This window comes from Aquamicrobium zhengzhouense (assembly GCF_016124105.1).
Lineage (GTDB): Bacteria > Pseudomonadota > Alphaproteobacteria > Rhizobiales > Rhizobiaceae > Aerobium > Aerobium zhengzhouense.
In genome coordinates, this window is sequence record NZ_JADGMQ010000011.1 from 37,595 (window position 1) to 53,675 (window position 16,081).

The 16,081-nt window shown below is 60.3% G+C and carries 21 protein-coding genes; 11 read left to right on the plus strand and 10 right to left on the minus strand.

The genetic code is table 11. The features are described 5' to 3' along the window. Nucleotides 1-12 precede the first annotated feature (12 nt). Genes IOD40_RS14345 through rph form a run of 3 tightly spaced genes read right to left on the minus strand, consistent with a single transcriptional unit; the run spans nt 13 to nt 1,790 of the window. The gene (locus IOD40_RS14345; protein ID WP_198477371.1) at nt 13-660 is read right to left on the minus strand and encodes a non-canonical purine NTP pyrophosphatase; all 648 of its coding nucleotides are present in this window, start codon (nt 658-660) and stop codon (nt 13-15) included. Continuing rightward, on the minus strand, nt 660-1,070 hold the full coding sequence (locus IOD40_RS14350; protein WP_198477374.1) for a VOC family protein: 411 nt from the start codon (nt 1,068-1,070) through the stop codon (nt 660-662). Before IOD40_RS14350 ends, IOD40_RS14345 begins: the two co-directional genes overlap by 1 nt. 3 nt (nt 1,071-1,073) lie before the next feature. Next, nucleotides 1,074-1,790: a ribonuclease PH gene (gene rph, locus IOD40_RS14355; RefSeq protein WP_198477375.1), complete on the minus strand. Its 717-nt coding sequence runs from the start codon at nt 1,788-1,790 to the stop codon at nt 1,074-1,076. Nucleotides 1,791-1,922: 132 nt separating this feature from the next. Between rph and hrcA the strand changes: the two genes are divergently transcribed. After that, nucleotides 1,923-2,993 carry a heat-inducible transcriptional repressor HrcA gene (gene hrcA, locus IOD40_RS14360; RefSeq protein WP_198477376.1) on the plus strand — a complete coding sequence of 357 codons (1,071 nt, stop codon included), beginning with the start codon at nt 1,923-1,925 and terminating at the stop codon, nt 2,991-2,993. A 15-nt stretch (nt 2,994-3,008) separates the two neighbouring features. On the opposite strand, the gene IOD40_RS20100 is transcribed toward hrcA, so the two are convergent. Next, the gene (locus IOD40_RS20100) at nt 3,009-3,578 is read right to left on the minus strand and encodes a thermonuclease family protein (RefSeq protein ID WP_233714002.1); all 570 of its coding nucleotides are present in this window, start codon (nt 3,576-3,578) and stop codon (nt 3,009-3,011) included. Between the two features lie 167 nt (nt 3,579-3,745). On the opposite strand from IOD40_RS20100, the gene grpE reads away from it, so the two are divergent. Further along, nucleotides 3,746-4,429 carry a nucleotide exchange factor GrpE gene (gene grpE, locus IOD40_RS14370; RefSeq protein ID WP_198477378.1) on the plus strand — a complete coding sequence of 228 codons (684 nt, stop codon included), beginning with the start codon at nt 3,746-3,748 and terminating at the stop codon, nt 4,427-4,429. Between the two features lie 47 nt (nt 4,430-4,476). Next, nucleotides 4,477-5,109, plus strand: a complete 633-nt coding sequence (locus IOD40_RS14375) for a trimeric intracellular cation channel family protein (protein WP_198477380.1) — start codon at nt 4,477-4,479, stop codon at nt 5,107-5,109. Between the two features lie 9 nt (nt 5,110-5,118). Here IOD40_RS14375 and IOD40_RS14380 read toward each other — a convergent pair whose 3' ends face one another. Beyond that, nucleotides 5,119-6,111, minus strand: a complete 993-nt coding sequence (locus tag IOD40_RS14380) for an adenosine kinase (protein ID WP_198477382.1) — start codon at nt 6,109-6,111, stop codon at nt 5,119-5,121. A gap of 168 nt (nt 6,112-6,279) precedes the next feature. Between IOD40_RS14380 and IOD40_RS14385 the strand changes: the two genes are divergently transcribed. The 3 genes from IOD40_RS14385 (at nt 6,280) to IOD40_RS14395 (ending at nt 8,110) form a co-directional block, all read left to right on the plus strand. Next, complete coding sequence (locus IOD40_RS14385) at nt 6,280-7,005, plus strand: sulfate transporter family protein (protein WP_198477384.1); 726 nt, start codon at nt 6,280-6,282, stop codon at nt 7,003-7,005. Nucleotides 7,006-7,165: 160 nt separating this feature from the next. After that, nucleotides 7,166-7,588, plus strand: a complete 423-nt coding sequence (locus IOD40_RS14390; protein WP_198477464.1) for a VOC family protein — start codon at nt 7,166-7,168, stop codon at nt 7,586-7,588. 84 nt (nt 7,589-7,672) lie between these two features. After that, on the plus strand, nt 7,673-8,110 hold the full coding sequence (locus IOD40_RS14395; RefSeq protein ID WP_198477386.1) for a DUF2214 family protein: 438 nt from the start codon (nt 7,673-7,675) through the stop codon (nt 8,108-8,110). 3 nt (nt 8,111-8,113) lie between these two features. Here IOD40_RS14395 and nth read toward each other — a convergent pair whose 3' ends face one another. Continuing rightward, the gene (nth, locus tag IOD40_RS14400; RefSeq protein ID WP_198477388.1) at nt 8,114-8,866 is read right to left on the minus strand and encodes an endonuclease III; all 753 of its coding nucleotides are present in this window, start codon (nt 8,864-8,866) and stop codon (nt 8,114-8,116) included. Between the two features lie 21 nt (nt 8,867-8,887). On the opposite strand from nth, the gene IOD40_RS14405 reads away from it, so the two are divergent. The 3 genes from IOD40_RS14405 to IOD40_RS14415 all read left to right on the plus strand — a co-directional run bounded on the left by IOD40_RS14405 (nt 8,888) and on the right by IOD40_RS14415 (nt 11,300). Continuing rightward, nucleotides 8,888-9,370, plus strand: a complete 483-nt coding sequence (locus IOD40_RS14405; RefSeq protein ID WP_198477390.1) for a DUF2244 domain-containing protein — start codon at nt 8,888-8,890, stop codon at nt 9,368-9,370. Between the two features lie 98 nt (nt 9,371-9,468). Continuing rightward, nucleotides 9,469-10,356 (plus strand): methylated-DNA--[protein]-cysteine S-methyltransferase, encoded by an 888-nt coding sequence (locus IOD40_RS14410; RefSeq protein WP_198477391.1) that lies wholly within the window; start codon nt 9,469-9,471, stop codon nt 10,354-10,356. Between the two features lie 50 nt (nt 10,357-10,406). After that, the gene (locus IOD40_RS14415) at nt 10,407-11,300 is read left to right on the plus strand and encodes a ribokinase (protein WP_198477392.1); all 894 of its coding nucleotides are present in this window, start codon (nt 10,407-10,409) and stop codon (nt 11,298-11,300) included. 49 nt (nt 11,301-11,349) lie between these two features. Here IOD40_RS14415 and IOD40_RS14420 read toward each other — a convergent pair whose 3' ends face one another. Then, the gene (locus IOD40_RS14420; protein ID WP_198477393.1) at nt 11,350-12,291 is read right to left on the minus strand and encodes a nucleoside hydrolase; all 942 of its coding nucleotides are present in this window, start codon (nt 12,289-12,291) and stop codon (nt 11,350-11,352) included. A gap of 112 nt (nt 12,292-12,403) precedes the next feature. Between IOD40_RS14420 and IOD40_RS14425 the strand changes: the two genes are divergently transcribed. Beyond that, nucleotides 12,404-12,829 carry an Hsp20 family protein gene (locus IOD40_RS14425; protein WP_198477394.1) on the plus strand — a complete coding sequence of 142 codons (426 nt, stop codon included), beginning with the start codon at nt 12,404-12,406 and terminating at the stop codon, nt 12,827-12,829. 74 nt (nt 12,830-12,903) lie between these two features. Next, on the plus strand, nt 12,904-13,161 hold the full coding sequence (locus tag IOD40_RS14430; RefSeq protein WP_198477395.1) for a BQ00720 family protein: 258 nt from the start codon (nt 12,904-12,906) through the stop codon (nt 13,159-13,161). A 47-nt stretch (nt 13,162-13,208) separates the two neighbouring features. On the opposite strand, the gene ptsN is transcribed toward IOD40_RS14430, so the two are convergent. The 3 genes from ptsN to rpoN all read right to left on the minus strand — a co-directional run bounded on the left by ptsN (nt 13,209) and on the right by rpoN (nt 16,073). Next, entirely contained in the window at nt 13,209-13,673 is a 465-nt protein-coding gene (gene ptsN, locus IOD40_RS14435; RefSeq protein ID WP_198477396.1) for a PTS IIA-like nitrogen regulatory protein PtsN, read from the minus strand. 82 nt (nt 13,674-13,755) lie between these two features. Continuing rightward, nucleotides 13,756-14,337 carry a ribosome hibernation-promoting factor, HPF/YfiA family gene (hpf, locus tag IOD40_RS14440; RefSeq protein ID WP_198477397.1) on the minus strand — a complete coding sequence of 194 codons (582 nt, stop codon included), beginning with the start codon at nt 14,335-14,337 and terminating at the stop codon, nt 13,756-13,758. A 221-nt stretch (nt 14,338-14,558) separates the two neighbouring features. After that, on the minus strand, nt 14,559-16,073 hold the full coding sequence (gene rpoN / locus IOD40_RS14445) for an RNA polymerase factor sigma-54 (protein ID WP_198477398.1): 1,515 nt from the start codon (nt 16,071-16,073) through the stop codon (nt 14,559-14,561). Between the last annotated feature and the right edge of the window lie 8 nt (nt 16,074-16,081).

Below are 16,081 nucleotides of genomic sequence, written 5' to 3' on the forward strand. Positions count from 1 at the left end.
CCGCAAATCAACCTATGCGGCTCCCAGCCTGGTCCTGGCGAAGAGCGCGAAGGCGCGGGCGCGGTGGGAGAGGCCAAGGTCTCCTCGCCCTGCTTCCCATGAATGTTTCTGCGAAGCCGGCATTTCGCCGAAGGTCTCCTCATAGCCGTTTGGCTGAAAGACCGGGTCATAGCCAAAGCCTTTCTCACCACGCGGCGGCCAGACCAGCGTACCTTCGACTTCGCCACGGAAATACTCGGCGTGGCCATCTGGCCAGGCAAGGCACAGCACGGCCACGAACCTGCCGGTCCGCTTGTCCGGCGTCGTCGCCCCCTCCTGCTGAAGCAAATGTTCGACCTTGCGCATTGCCATGTCGAAATCGCGGCCATTGCCGGTCTCAGCCCAGTCGGCAGTGTAAACGCCCGGCGCGCCACCCAGCGCGTCAACGACGAGACCGCTATCGTCGGACAATGCGGGCAAGCCGGTCGCGGAGGCGGCTGCAAAAGCCTTGGTGTAGGCGTTCTGCTCAAATGTGGTGCCGGTTTCTTCCGGCTCCGGCAGATTGTATTCGGCGGCTGATTTCGCCTCGATGCCGAAGGGACCGATCAGGTCGGCAATCTCGGCAATCTTGCCCTTGTTGTGGCTCGCAACCACGAGCTTTCCGCCTTCGAATTTGCGCATCAAAGTCCCCATATTCTCGGTTCGGCCATTTCCAGCGAGTTGCCGGCCGGGTCGCGAAAGTAGATCGAGCGACCGCCATTGGGCCACTCGAAGTCCGTTTCGATTTCTACGCCATGCGCCTCAAGATGCGCCTTCAGACGCACGATCTCATCGGCAGTCCCACGGAAGCACAGATGGCCCGGACCTCGTGCCCCATGCGGAGGCACCGGCAAAGGCGCATCCGGCGCCGGCGGGCGTGACGTCATCTGAGCGTTAAATAGAAGAAGCACGCCTTCGCCACAGCGGAAAAAGGCATGCCGTCCCTCGGCTCGCACGATATTTTCCAGTCCCAGCACCTCGCCATAAAAAGCCTCCGCCTTGTCGAGATCATCGACATAGAGCGCGGCTTCGAGGATGCCGGTTGGTGTCATACCCTATGCTATCGCCATCTTCTGCAGGTTGACCAGCCGTGCGATGCCATTCTTCGCAAGCCCCATCAGCGCTGCGAATTCCTCTTCCGAGAAGGGCTCGCCCTCTGCGGTGCCCTGCACCTCAACGATGCCGCCCTTGCCGGTCAAGACGAAGTTCGCGTCGGTCTGGGCCGAGGAATCCTCATCATAATCGAGGTCGATCACCGGAACGCCATTGTGGATACCGCAGGAGATCGCGGCGACATGGTCCTTGAGAACCCGCTGCACGCTGATCATCTGGCGCGTTTCCATCCATTTCAGGCAATCGTGAAGTGCGACAAAGCCGCCGGTGATCGCCGCAGTGCGGGTGCCGCCATCGGCCTGGATCACGTCGCAGTCAACCGTGATCTGAACTTCGCCCAGCGCCTGCAGATCGACGACCGCGCGCAGCGAGCGGCCGATGAGACGCTGGATCTCCAGCGTGCGACCGCCCTGCTTGCCAGACGAGGCCTCACGACGCATGCGCTCACCGGTCGAGCGCGGCAGCATGCCGTATTCAGCCGTGACCCAGCCCTTGCCGGAATTGCGCAGCCAGGACGGGACGCGCTCCTCGAGGCTTGCCGTGCACAGCACATGCGTATCTCCGAAGCGCACGAGACATGACCCCTCGGCATGCTTCGATACGTTGCGTTCGAAGGAGATCGCCCGCATCTCGTCGGGCTGGCGCTTTGATGGCCGCATGGTACAGATCCTGTTTGATATGCTCCGGCTTGTAGCCGTGCCTCGCGTCAGGCGCAATGCAAGAGCGTCAAGCTTGCTTTGCTTAAAGCCGGCAGCTCATTATATCTAGCTCATCAGAAGCAGAGACAAGCGATGACGAAACCGTTGGTCGATCAGCAATTGCAGTCGCTTGACGCCCGGTCTCGCGAAATCTTTCGGATGATTGTCGAATCGTATCTGAGGGATGGCGAACCGCTGGGCTCGCGCAACATTTCTCGCTTGCTGCCACAGGCGCTGTCGCCGGCTACCATCCGGAACGTGATGAGCGATCTTGAGCATCTTGGGCTCGTCTATGCGCCACACGTTTCCGCAGGGCGTATGCCGACGCAAGCCGGGCTGCGCTTTTTCGTCGATGCCTTCATGGAGATCGGTGATCTTGCCGACGAAGAACGTCGATCCATCGAAGCGCAAGTCAAGGCGTCCGGAGAGGGCTCCTCGCTTGAGCATATGCTGACGGAAGCCAGCCAGATGCTGTCCGGCATGTCGCGAGGCGCAGGACTGGTTCTAGCAACCAAGGCTGAGGTTCCGCTCAAGCATATCGAATTCATCCAGCTTGAGCCGACAAAGGCTCTGGCCGTTCTGGTCTCGCAAAATGGCGAAGTGGAAAACCGGGTTCTGGAGCTTCCTGTCGGCACGACCGCATCACAGCTGCACGAAGCCTCGAACTTCCTGAACGCCCACATCCGCGGACGCACACTTGCGGAAGTAAAAACCGAAATCTCGCGACTGAAGGAAGAGACGAAAGCGGCACTCGACCTCCTTTCGCAGGACCTTGTCGAGCGCGGGCTTGCAGTCTGGGCAGGAGCTGAGGGCGGACTTCCGGCGCGACTGATAGTACGGGGCCGCGCCAACCTCCTGGAAAACATCTCCGCGCAAACGGATCTGGATCTGGTCCGGCACCTCTTTGACGATCTGGAGACGAAGGAAGGGCTTCTCCAGCTGCTCGGCCTTGCCGAGGATGGTGAAGGGGTCCGCATCTTCATCGGCTCGGAGAACAAGCTGTTTTCGCTGTCAGGGTCGTCTCTGGTGGTCGCACCCTACCGCGACAAGGATTCGCGCGTAATCGGTGCGCTTGGCGTCATTGGCCCCACGCGATTGAACTATGCCCGGATCGTGCCGATGGTCGATTACACGGCGCAGATGATCAGCCGAATGTTGCGCTGATCATCCAGAGCGCGTCTAGCTGCACCACTGTGCCTTGCGACCAGCCCAACGCTGCGCAAGGCCTTCGCGCACCAAAATCTCGCCCGCTTCGCCAGCGCCGGTTTTGACGAGGGCGAGTGTGCGGCCATATCGGTCAGTCCCACTGCGATCGAGGAGCAGATCCTGGCTTGCGAGGATTTCGCTAAGGCGCTGTGTTGCTTGCTGGGCAAGTTCACGCTCGCGCGGGCATGCCCCCCTCACCTCCGGCGCATCGATGCTCTGAATGCGCACCTTCTCACCGTTGATCCAGAACGTGTCGCCATCGACAACGCAGGTGGCCCGCTTGCCGGCACCGCAGATCGGCATCGGTCGCATCCTCGCGACAAGCGCGACGGGTTCAGCTCGCTGCTCTGGGTAACCCACCAATTTGCGCGAAAAATCCACGAGCGCGGGTGCATAGCGCTCGATGCCTGACGCGCCGAACACGGCAAACCCAACACCACCTAACAGAAGAAAGCTGACGAGCGCCCCGCGACCGCGACGTCCCCGCGACCTTGTGGAGGCGAAATTTCCCCTAGGGGCCCGGCGGGCCTTGTTGCTGCGCATGCACTGCTCCTTTGTTGAAGCAGCGGTAGCAGCGCGAAGTTGACCAAAGCTTATGAAACAAAACCGCCCCAACCGCGACGCCTTCGAGGCGGCTCGCCCCTTGATTTTCAGCCGACGAACCTCGATATCGAGCGCAACTTGTAAAACATTCAGGACGGGATCAGGCGATGAGCGAACAGCCAAAAGACGAACGCACGCCCGAAAACACTGCGGCGAAAACCGAATACGCAGAGACGGCAGCGACCGGTGAGGCTTTCCAGGCCGACGAGGCCGCTCAGGCGCAGGCACAGGATGCCGATTATGAGGCAGTCGTGCGCCTGATGAAGGAAAATGAAGAACTGAAGGATCGCGCGCTGCGACTGGCAGCCGAGATGGAGAACCTGCGCCGCCGCACGCAGCGCGACGTGCAGGACGCCAAGTCCTACGCGATCTCGAACTTCGCTCGCGACATGCTGCAGGTTTCCGACAATCTCGACCGGGCGCTGGCAGCAATTCCTGCCGAGGCGAAGGAAAGCGGCGACGTTGGCTTCAAGGCGCTGATCGAGGGTGTCGAACTGACCGGTCGCGCCATGCTTTCTGCCATGGAGCGTCATGGCGTGAAGCGTCTCGACCCCGAAGGCGAGCGTTTCGATCCCAATTTCCATCAGGCAATGTTTGAGGTCCCGAACCCGGAAGTTCCGGCCAATACGGTCGTGCAGGTCGTTCAGACCGGCTTCATCATCGGTGACCGCGTGTTGCGCCCGGCAATGGTTGGCGTATCGAAGGGCGGCCCGAAGCCGGCTCCGGCGGCAGAACCTGCTGCTCAGGCAGAGCCCGGCCCCGTTAACGGCAACGCCGAAAAGGACGCCTAACTTTTCTTTAGTCGCGGCTTCCGGTAACCAGTCACCAGGAGGCCGCGATGGACCGGATTGTCTTTCTAGATTACGCTGGCGTAGCCGTCTTTGCGGCGACCGGCGCACTTGCCGCCTCGCGAAAGGAGCTCGACATTATCGGGTTCCTTTTTTTTGCGGGTCTGACCGGAATTGGCGGCGGTACGATTCGCGACCTCATCCTTGGGGTGCCGGTCTTCTGGGTGCCCAACCCTGACTATCTGCTCGTCTGTACGGGGGTTGCCATCCTCGTCTACTTCGCGGCGCATCTGATCGAATCCCGATACAAATTGCTGCTCTGGCTCGACGCGCTGGGGCTGGCTGCCTACTGCGTGTTTGGCGCGTGGAAGGCTCTGGTCGTAACGGGATCGGCTCCGATAGCCATCGTCATGGGGATGATCACGGCAACGTTCGGCGGCATATTGCGCGATCAGATTGCAGGCGAACCTTCGGTCCTGATGCGTCCGGAAATCTATGTCACTGCCGCAATGGCAGGAGCTGTCGTTTTCACGGCGTTGCACATTATGGGAATGCCGCTGTTGGGTTCGGTCATGCCAGCATTTCTGACTGCCTTCGTAATCCGGGGGGGAGCGCTGAAATTCGGCTGGTCATTTCCGCCCTATCGGAGCCGCCCAGGCAGGCGGCCCGAAGATATTCCGTGAGCCAACGGGTCAGAGCAAGCCGCGCTGCTGCGCTTCTTCGCGCAAATTCTGACGCGGACGTGGCCCGACCTGCTGAATGACAAGGCCGGCGGCAAGCGAGCCCAGCGCACCGCATTCGGCAAGGCTGCGCCCGCTCGTATAGCCGAACAGGAAGCCGGCTGCGTAAAGGTCTCCTGCCCCGGTGGTGTCCACCAGTTCAGCAATCTCCAAGGCATCAACTTCAACCGTTTCGTCGCCGCGCACCACGACAGAGCCCCGCTCCGATCGCGTGATGGCCGCAAGCTTGCAGTCCTTGCGAACGGCATCCAGAGCCGCCTCGAAAGATTCCGTCTGGTAGAGCGACTTGACCTCGCTCTCATTGGCAAAGACGATATCAACGATCCCCGCGCGCATGAGGTCGAGAAACTCGTCGCGGTAGCGGTCAACGCAGAAGGGATCGGAGAGCGACATCGCAAATTCGCGCCCCGCCGCATGCGCGTGGGTTGCAGTCAGACGGATCGCATCCTTGGCGCGGGGCGGATCCCACAGATAGCCCTCGAAATAGGTGACGAGCGCGCCCTTGGCCTTTTCTTCCTCGACATCCTCAGGCCCAAGCTCGACGCAGGCACCAAGATAAGTGTTCATTGAGCGCTCGCCATCGGGCGTCACAAAAATCATCGAGCGTGCAGTTGGCGGGGCGGAATTCAGCGGATTGGTGTCGAACGCGACGCCTTGCGCACGAATGTCGTGCGTGAAAATCTGGCCCAGATGATCGTTGCTGACCTTGCCGAAATAGGCTGAGCGAGCGCCAAAGCTGGCCAGTCCTGCCGCTGTGTTTCCGGCGCTGCCGCCTGACGTCTCGATCGCCGGACCCATGCGGCTGTAGAGCAGCTCTGCGCGCTCGGCATCGATCAGGTTCATTGCGCCCTTGATGATGCCGTTCTCCACGAGAAAGGCTTCATCACAGCGCGCTATGATGTCGACAATCGCATTGCCAATGCAAAGCACGTCGTACTGGCTCATTTGATACTCCGGAAGATCCCGCAAACGGTCGTTTCCGGGTTTTGAATTGTCTGACGGATTTAACCGCTGAGGCTTTAATTGCAAGGTTTTACGATCTGACCCTTCGCAAGGTGCAACCTTGCCGCGCGGCAGGCCGCCACCTATTTCCTCTTGAGCATAGGAGATGCCATGATCCTGGAAGCCGCGAGTGCCGCCGCCGCCCGACTTTTCACTCCTGAGTTTCGCTCGGTCCTCTACAAGTCTCTGGGCCTGACAATCCTAGCGCTTATTGGCCTCTGGTTTCTCATTACCGGCGCCTTCGAAGCTCTTGCCTTGCCGCCTCTTTTGAGTTTCTTGCCCGATCTTCCCGATTGGACCAGTTGGCTTGGCTGGATTGCCGCGATCTTTGCAGGCATAGCGCTTGCTCTCGGTCTTGGCTTGCTGATCGCGCCGGTCACAGCGCTCATTGCGGGGCTTTTCCAGGATGATGTGGCGGAGATCATCGAGAGGGAAGATTATCCGCAAGATGGCCTAGGCCGAGCCTTGCCGCTGGTCACCTCGATTATCGTCTCTCTCAAATTCCTGGGTCTCGTCATCGCCGGCAATCTGCTTGCGTTGTTTCTGCTTCTGATCCCCGGCGTCAACTTCATCGCCTTCTTCGTCGTCAACGGCTACCTGATCGGGCGCGAGTTCTTCGAGTTCGCGGCCATGCGCTATCGCAGCGAGGCGGAGGCCAAGGCGCTGCGGCGCAGGCACGCCGGCACGGTGTTCATCGGCGGCCTGGTGATCGCGGCCGTTCTTTCCGTCCCGATCCTCAACCTGCTCGGCCCGATCTTTGCCGCGGCGATGATGGTGCATCTTCACAAGGCGGTGTCTGCGCGCGAAAGCGCCAGCCAAAGATCGCTGCCCGGTTGAGCAAATTGCTGTTCGCTGCTAGCCTCTGGCGGTCAGAAAAGGAGAGGCTGGTGCGGTTAGCCCAGCCCCCGCGAGGCGGGTCCTGGCCATCGGATGATCGATGAGCCCCATGGCCTTGAACGACGCTGCACTTCCGCAGCGCGGATATGGGGTTATGGACATGCAACAACAGATTTCCGTCATCACGCTCGGCATCGCAGATCTCGTACGTTCGCGCCGCTTCTACACGTCGGGATTCGGCTGGACGCCTATCTTCGAGAACCAGGAGATCATCTTTTATCAGATGAACGGCTTTGTCCTCGGCACCTTCCTGCAGAGCTCCCTCGAAACGGACATGAACCGCGATGCTCTTTCCACCAGAAGCGCGTTTGCCTTGGCGCATAATGTAGCCGGACAGGACGACGTCGCGCCGCTGATGGATGCTCTCGTTGCCGCCGGCGGACAGCTTTTGCGCGCCGCTGATGCACCGCCCCATGGCGGTTGCAGAGGCTATGTTGCCGACCCTGACGGACATGCTTGGGAGATCGCGTGGAACCCGTCATGGCGCATCAGCGCGGAGGGGTATGTGACCTTCGCGGTCTAGGCCAGCAGCGGACCGTGGGTTGACGCGAGGCAGGATCTGCATGAACCTCCCTGCCCGCGCCTGCCGCGCGGAAGGAAAGCAGTCATGCTCGCCGATCTTACCCTTGCGATCTTCCACCACGTCGTCGTCTTTGCAATTTTCGCGGTTTACGCGATCCGGGTCAGTTTCGTGCGCCCCGGGCTGCAAGGCGACGCGACAGCACGACTGGCGCGGTTCGATGCCGCCTATGGCGGCCTCGCACTACTGGCGCTCGTCGTCGGTTTTGCTCGTGTGTTCCTTGGCCTCAAGGGCTGGGAGTATTATGGCGGCTATTGGGTGTTCTGGGCCAAGGTCACCTCATTCGCCGTTGTCGGGCTGTTATCGATCAAGCCGACGCTCGAATTCCGGAAATGGCGGAAGGTAAGCCAGTCCATCTCGGCCAGCGAGATCGCTCAGGTACAGCCGTGGATGCGCGCAGAAGGAGCCTTCCTGCTTCTGATCCTTGTCTTCGCAGCCATGATGGCAAGGGGCATCGGCTATTAGGATCTAAACCGTCTCCGACACCTCCTCGAGCGGCACGAGGGGGGCAGGAACATCTGTCGTCTTCTCTGCTGACTTGCAGATATCGGCGATCACGCATTTTTCGCAGTCCGGCTTGCGCGCCTTGCAAACATAGCGCCCGTGCAGGATCAGCCAGTGATGCGCGTGGCGCATATATTCGTCCGGGATGCTGCGAACCAGAATTTCTTCGACCTGATCCGGTGTCTTGGCAGGCGCCAGTCCGATGCGGTTGCCGATGCGCAGAATATGTGTATCCACTGCCATCGTATGCTGGCCGAAGGACATGTTGAGCACCACATTCGCGGTCTTACGGCCAACTCCGGGCAGTTTCACCAGATCATCACGATTGTCCGGAACCTCGCCACCATGGTCGCGGATCAGCGCTTCGCTCAGCAAGATGACGTTCTTGGCCTTGTTGCGCCACAGACCGATGGTGCGGATATATTCGCCGACCTGTTCCTCGCCGAGCGCCAGCATTTTTTCCGGAGTATCCGCAACCGCGAACAAGCCGCGCGTCGCCTTGTTGACCCCGGCATCCGTTGCCTGCGCCGACAGGACGACGGCAACGAGAAGGGTAAAAACGTTGACATGCTCCAGTTCGCCCTTCGGCTCAGGACGCTGGACAGCAAAGCGGCGGAAGATTTCGTGAATCTCCGCCCGCGTGTAACGCGTACGCACACGCTTGCGAGCCGGACGCGTGGTCGCCGGTAACGCGGTTTTTCTCTTGGGCTTTTCCATGGGGCCTCTATACTTCGGGCCATGCAGGAAACAAATGCCTTGGACGAGCCGATCTTTCGCGCGCTTTTGACCCCCCATCGCTCGATGGGCCGGAAGGGCTTTGCGATCGTCATGAGCATATTCGCCGTTACCTGGCTTGGGACCGGCGCATTCTTCATGTCACTCGGTGCGTGGCCCGTATTTGGCTTCTTCGGGCTGGACCTTCTCTTGCTCTACATCGCCTTCAAGATGAACTATCGCGCTGCGCGGGCGCGCGAGGAGGTTTCGGTTTCGCGTGTCTTGCTCGAAATCCGCAAAGTGGAGCCCTCTGGCAAGACCCAGAGCTTTTCCTTCAATCCTTTCTGGGCAAAGTTCCGTGTTGCGCGTCATGAAGAGATCGGCATTACCGACATGGCGGTCGAGGGCGAAGGACGACGGGTAACGATCGGCTCCTTTCTCAATCCGGACGACAGGGAAAGTTTTGCCGCAGCCTTTGGCAACGCCCTGGCTACAGCTAGACGATAGACGAGACGGAGATAATTTTGGGCACGGATCGTTTCTGCCAGAATCGGGTGGCAGAGGAAGGCGCTGCGTCCGATAGTACCGTTCAAGGAGTTGGTTCCATGAACGTCCAGACAGCCACACTTGAACGCGACATCACCCCGACGGGCAGCGATTATGAAATCGTTCGTCAGGCCATCGAGATGATCAGCCTGGATTACCGCGAGCAGCCCTCACTCGAAACGCTCGCGGAAGCGGTCGGCGAGACACCCTCCTCGCTGCAGAAACTCTTCACCCGTTGGGCGGGTCTGACGCCGAAGGGCTTTCTCCAGGCGGTGACGCTCAATCATGCGCGCAGACTTCTCGACGAGGGGGCGCCGCTTCTCGATGCCGCCTTCGAACTCGGCATGTCTGGCCCCGGGCGTCTCCACGATCTCTTCGTGACCCATGAGGCGATGTCGCCCGGCGACTACAAGAGCCGCGGGCGCGGCCTGACGATCCGCTACGGCTATCATTTGTCCCCGTTTGGCATTGCGCTCGTGATGGCGACAGACCGCGGGCTGTGCGGCCTGGCGTTCTGCGACGCGGGCGAAGAACGAGAGGCCTTTGAGGACATGGCGCGGCGTTGGCCCAACGCCGCTTACGTCGAAGATGTGGCCGCTACCCTTCCCTATGCGTCCCGCATCTTCGATCCGTCGCGCTGGCAAGCCGATCAACCGCTGCGCGTCGTGCTGATCGGCTCGGATTTCCAGATCCGCGTCTGGGAGGCGCTGTTGCGCATTCCGATCAACAGGGCGCGGACCTATTCGGCCCTTGCCGCCGAAATCGGCAATCCCTCTGCCAGCCGAGCCGTCGGCGCGGCGGTGGGGGCGAACCCTGTCTCCTTCGTCGTCCCATGTCATCGCGCGCTTGGCAAATCCGGCGCATTGACCGGCTATCATTGGGGCCTCACCCGCAAACGTGCCATGCTGGGCTGGGAAGCTGGGCATTTCCAGCCGCAAGCTACCTGACGCGCCCCGGGAAATCGGCTAAGCGGTCACGCAAAGCAGAGGAGTTTGCCGTGATCGTCGTCATCGGTTCCATCAATCTTGACCTGATCGCCAATGTGGAGCGGCTGCCCCGCCCCGGCGAGACTGTTCCTGGCACCGTCTTCACCACCTCACCCGGCGGCAAGGGCGCCAATCAGGCGCTGGCGGCGCGACGCGCGGGTGCCGAAGTCAAGATGGTCGGAGCTGTGGGCAACGACCCCTTCGCAGGTCAGGCGCTCGCGCTTCTTCGCGAAAGCGGTGCAGACCTGTCGACCGTGCGAACGACCGAGGGCGCGACGGGCATCGCCTCGATCATGGTCGGCGCAGATGGCGAGAACATCATCGCGGTCATCCCGGGCGGAAATGGCGAGGTACAAGAAGACGACATTGCTGCGGCCAGGCTGAAGGCAGGCAATCACGTCCTTCTTCAGCACGAGATCCCGCTCAACATAGTCAAAGCCGCGATTGTCGCCGCCCGCGAGGCTGGTGCGGTGTCGATCCTGAATACAGCCCCCTTCCGCAAGGAAGCTGCCAGCTTCCTCGCAGAGACTGATTATGTCGTCGCCAACGAAACGGAATTCGACCTCTATGCCGATGCGCTGGCACTGGAAGGCGATGATCGTGAAGCCAGGATGCGCGACTTCGTGGCCAGAACCAGCCGCACCGTGGTCGTCACACTTGGTGGGGATGGCGTCGTAGCTGCAACGCCGGATGAATTTCTGAGGGCGCAGGGCCTCAAGATCGAACCGGTGGATACGGTTGGTGCCGGAGATACGTTCTGCGGCTATCTGGCGGCAGGACTTGCCGACGGGCTGCCCCTTGAAAGCGCGATGCGCCGCGCCGCGATTGCCGGATCGCTCGCTTGCCTTGCAGCAGGGGCACAGCCCGCAATCCCCCACGCGGCGGATGTCGACGCGGCGATGTGACGAACAGCCGACACTCAGGCTGAAAATTTCGGCATAGAACAGCGCGGCGTTAGAGCCGCGCCAGACGTTCGGTCAGAAGCGCGAAAAAGCCGTCGGCATCGATGTCGCGCATGACCAGCGCATTTTTTGGTCTGTCCGTGATCCCCCACCAGTCGACCACTGTGGCCCCCATGGTCAGCTCCGACGCTGTCTCGATCTCGACATTGCATTGGCGGCCGGAAAACAGATCAGGCTTCAGCAAATAGGCGATGACGCAGGGATCATGCAGCGGGCCGCCATCGGTGCCGTATTTTTCCTCGTCATAGCGGTCGAAGAAGTCGAGCAACTCGGCAGTGGCAACCGCCACCGGCGTTCCAAGCTCACGGATCGCTGCCACGCGCGCATTTGTGGTGAGCGCCTTGTGGGTCACATCGAGCGGCATCATCACGATTGGCGCGCCCGAACGAAAAACGACATCTGCGGCCTGCGGATCGACATAGATGTTGAACTCTGCCGAGGGCGTGACGTTGCCCTGCTCGAAATAGCCGCCACCCATCAGGACGATTTCACTGATCCGCCCCGAGAGAGCTGGTTCGCGGATCATGGCGAGTGCAATATTGGTGAGGGGACCAAGCACGCACAGCGTCACCGCGCTGTCCGGCTCATTCATGATCGTCTCGACGAGATAATCGACCGCGTGCTTTTCCTGCAGCGGCATGGACGGCTGAGGAAGATCTGGCCCGTCGAGGCCCGTGCGGCCATGCACATGTTCTGCGGTGACGAGGCCCCTCGTGATCGGCCGAACCGCTCCGGCATAGACCGGAATGTCCGTTCGTCCGGCAAGCTCGCAAATCTTACGCGCGTTCTTCTGGGTCAGGGAAAGCGGGACATTGCCCGCGACCGCGGTGATCGCGAGCACGTCGAGTTCCGGGCTGGCGAGGGCGAGCAAGATGGCGACCGCATCGTCCTGGCCGGGATCGGTGTCGATGATGATCTTGCGTGGCTCGCTCATGATGCCCCCCTTGCTGACTTGAACTCGAATTCAAGGCAGACCATATCAGGGGCACGGGCGAGAATGCCATCCGGGTTTTCGCCCCCTCCAAGTCGCTCACTGAGGACAAGAGATGACCCGTATGACGCCCTTTTCGAGCCCGCTTCTGCTTGGGTTCGACACGATCGAAAAGACGCTGGAGCGCGTCGCCAAGAGCGGTGACGGATACCCGCCCTATAATATAGAGCGACTGCGCGCGACCAACGGGTCCGGAGACAAGCTGCGTATCACGCTCGCGGTTGCGGGTTTCTCCGAGGCGGATCTGGAAGTGACCGTCGAGGACAGCGAACTTGTGGTGCGCGGCCGCCAGGCTGACGATACCGAGCGCGAATATCTGCATCGCGGGATTGCAGCTCGCCAGTTTCAGCGGATCTTCGTACTGGCAGACGGCATGAAAGTTGCAGGCGCGGAGCTGAAGAACGGGCTTCTCGCGATTGACCTTGACCGTCCGGAGCCCGAGAGGCTCGTACGAAAAATAAACATTTCGGTGACAGACTAGAACAGTCGTGACCGGAACCAACGGCTCTAATGCGGGTTGGTCATGATGACACTCCGCAGATTCAGGAGGCTGACATGAATGCCGATTTTGAAAAGAACGTCCTGTCAGACGCGGAAATGGCGGGTCTGGGTGAAGGCTCCGTCGCTTATCTGCGTGAGATGAACAGCGAAGATCTCGTCGGAAAGTTTCCGGGGATGCCCCAGATGGAGCCGGGCATTCGGCTCTGGGCGGTTTTTGCCGCCAATGGCACACCGATCATGCTGACGGATGCGCGCGATGCCGCGATCGCCGGAGCCCGTCAGAACGACCTGACCCCGGTGAGCATCCACTAAGCGGAAGAAAGATGATGGCCCCGGCCGGATGCGCGGGGCCAGAGAGCTCAAGCTGCGTGCGAAGCCGGCGCCTGAGCGAGGAACGTATGGATCGCCTGCGCGTCCTTGGTACCTCTGATTTTTGTGACTGTGTCCGGATCACGCAGCACGCGCGCAATCCGTGACAATGCCTTGAGGTGATCTGCGCCTGCGCCTTCCGGCGCAAGCAGCAGGAACACCAGGTCTACCGGTTCGTCATCCAGCGCCTCGAAATCAATCGGTGATTCCAGCCGCGCGAAAATGCCGGTGATCCGGTCGATCCCGGGCAGCTTGCCATGCGGGATCGCGATGCCATTCCCGACACCGGTCGAGCCCAGACGCTCGCGTTGCAGGATCGTGTCAAACACTTCCCGCTCCGGTAGGCCGGTAACCGCCGCCGCTTTTTCAGCTAGCAATTGCAGAAGCTGCTTCTTGGAATTGGCCTTCAAGGCCGGCATCACTGCCGAAACCCCGATCAGGTCGCTGAGATCCATCTTGCTGTCCTTTGCTCTGCCAGTTTACCGCGGTGCAAGCCCCCCGCCTGCGGACGGCCGAGTGGGTATTTCCGTCAGAATTTTATGCTTTCAGTGCTGCCGAAGACGTGTCGATCCAGCCAATATTGCCATCCGCTCTGCGATACACCACGTTGACATGGTCATTTCCTGCATTTCGGAACACAAATACCGGGCTGTCCTTGATATCCAGTTCGATAACAGCCGACGCAACGCTCATCGTTTGCAACGCCATGGTCGATTCTGCAACGACGGTCGGGGCGTAATCCTCCGGGACTTCCTCGTCCTCATCGGCTACCGGCGCTACCACCTTGTAGTCCAGATCGATGATTTGTGCACCTGCTCCGTTAGGCGCATAGGACTTTAGGCGGCGCTTATACCGCCGCAGGCGCTTGTCTATCCGCTCTGCAGCTGCATCAAACGCGATTTGAGGGTCTTGTGCCTGACCAGTCGCCTGAAGGGAAATTCCTGTGTCGAGCCGCACCATGCAGTCCGCAGTGAAGCGGGAGCCGGACTTTTCTACAGTCACGTGGCCCGCATAACCGCCGTCGAAATATTTCGTGACAGCATCTTCGATCCGGCCTTCGATCCGTAAGCGGAATGCGTCGCCGATATCCATATGCTTACCCGAGATACGCAGGTTCATGAGAAACTCACCTTCTTGCGGATTATCGATACTGATGAGTTTATACCGGAAGGTGGCGCTTACAAGGTTCTAACGCCATCAAACCAGTTCGAACTTTGTCAGATCCTCAAACCCGCTCGTTCCAGGTGGCTTGCTACCGACGTGTCGCTGGCCGCCTTATGGGGGCGGGCTTCTAGCCACTTCATATCGGCTTGTCAATTGAAGGTGGCTGACAGACCCCGTCAGCCAACCGCCGCACGCGCACGCTTTTCACGCCTTCTCTGAACCGATGAAGGGATATTCATCGCTTCGCGGTACTTGGCGACCGTGCGCCGGGCAATATCGATTCCATCCTGATTGAGGATCGCAACGATCGCATCGTCGGACAGAATTTCCGCCGCAGTCTCCGCGTCGATCAGCGCACGGATGCGGTCGCGAACCGCCTCCGAGGAATGTGCATCACCCCCCTCAGCCGAAGCGATCGCGACGGAAAAGAAGTAGCGCAACTCGAACAGCCCCCGCGACGTCATCATGTATTTGTTTGCCGTGACACGGCTCACCGTCGATTCGTGCATGCCTATCGCGTCGGCAACAGTGCGCAGATTAAGCGGGCGAAGATGACGGACGCCGTGAAGCAGAAAGGCGTCCTGCTGGCGCACGATCTCGGAGGCCACTTTCAGGATCGTCTTCGCGCGTTGATCAAGGCTGCGGGTCAGCCAGTTCGCGCTTTGCATGCACTCGGCAAGAAATTCCTTCTCGGCAGTGCTCTTCGCCCTGGTGGAAACGCTCGCAAAGTAAGTCTGGTTGACCAGCACGCGGGGCAGTGCGTCCGGGTTGAGTTCCACCGACCAACTGCCATCGGCGGCAGGCTTGACGATAATGTCCGGCACGATCGGATCTGCCGTGCCGTATGTGAAAACCAGAGCCGGGCGCGGATCCAGACCGCGGATTTCCGCCAGCATGTCGATCAGATCGTCATCATCGACGCCGCACAAGCGGCGCAGCTGGACAAAATCGCGGCGCGCCAGCAAGTCCAGATTGGCCAGCATCGCCTGCATGGCAGGATCCAGTCGGTCCTTTGAACGAAGCTGGAGCGCAAGACATTCGGCCAGATCACGGGCAAAGAGGCCGGGCGGATCAAAGCGCTGACAGACCTCCAGAACAGCGCAAACATCCTCCACATCTGTCCCCAGCCGTTCCGCAACCTCCTCCACTGACGCGCGCATATAACCAGCTTCATCGAGCGCGTCGGCAAGCTCGTGTGCAATCATCAAATCGGACGGGTGGCGCAGCGAAAAGGCGATCTGCTCGGTGACATGGTCGAAGAGCGTTATTTCCGCGCGTGCCATCTCCTCCAGATTGTAGCTCTCACCAGCCGATGCGGTGCTTGCTGACGAAAGCTGGGGCCGATCCGGCGCGTGAACGGCGTCGGCTGCCGGGTCGTCTGGAAAGACGTTTTCCATAGAGGTGTCGAGCTGATCTGCAAGCGTCTCGACGCTTGTCTCTGCCACTTCAAACATCTGGTCGATGGATGTATCCGCGGCTTCCGCCTCGCTCAGACTGCTGCGAACATCCATCTCCGGTTCGTCGGACACGGGCTCAGGGCGTTCGAGAAGCGGGTTTTTCTCGATCTCCTCGTCGATGAAACGTTCAAGCTCGATATGGGTAAACTGCAGCAGCCGAATGGACTGCATGAGTTGAGGTGTCATGACCAGCGACTGCGACTGACGCAATTGCAGTTTGGCGCTGAGACCCATCCAGTACA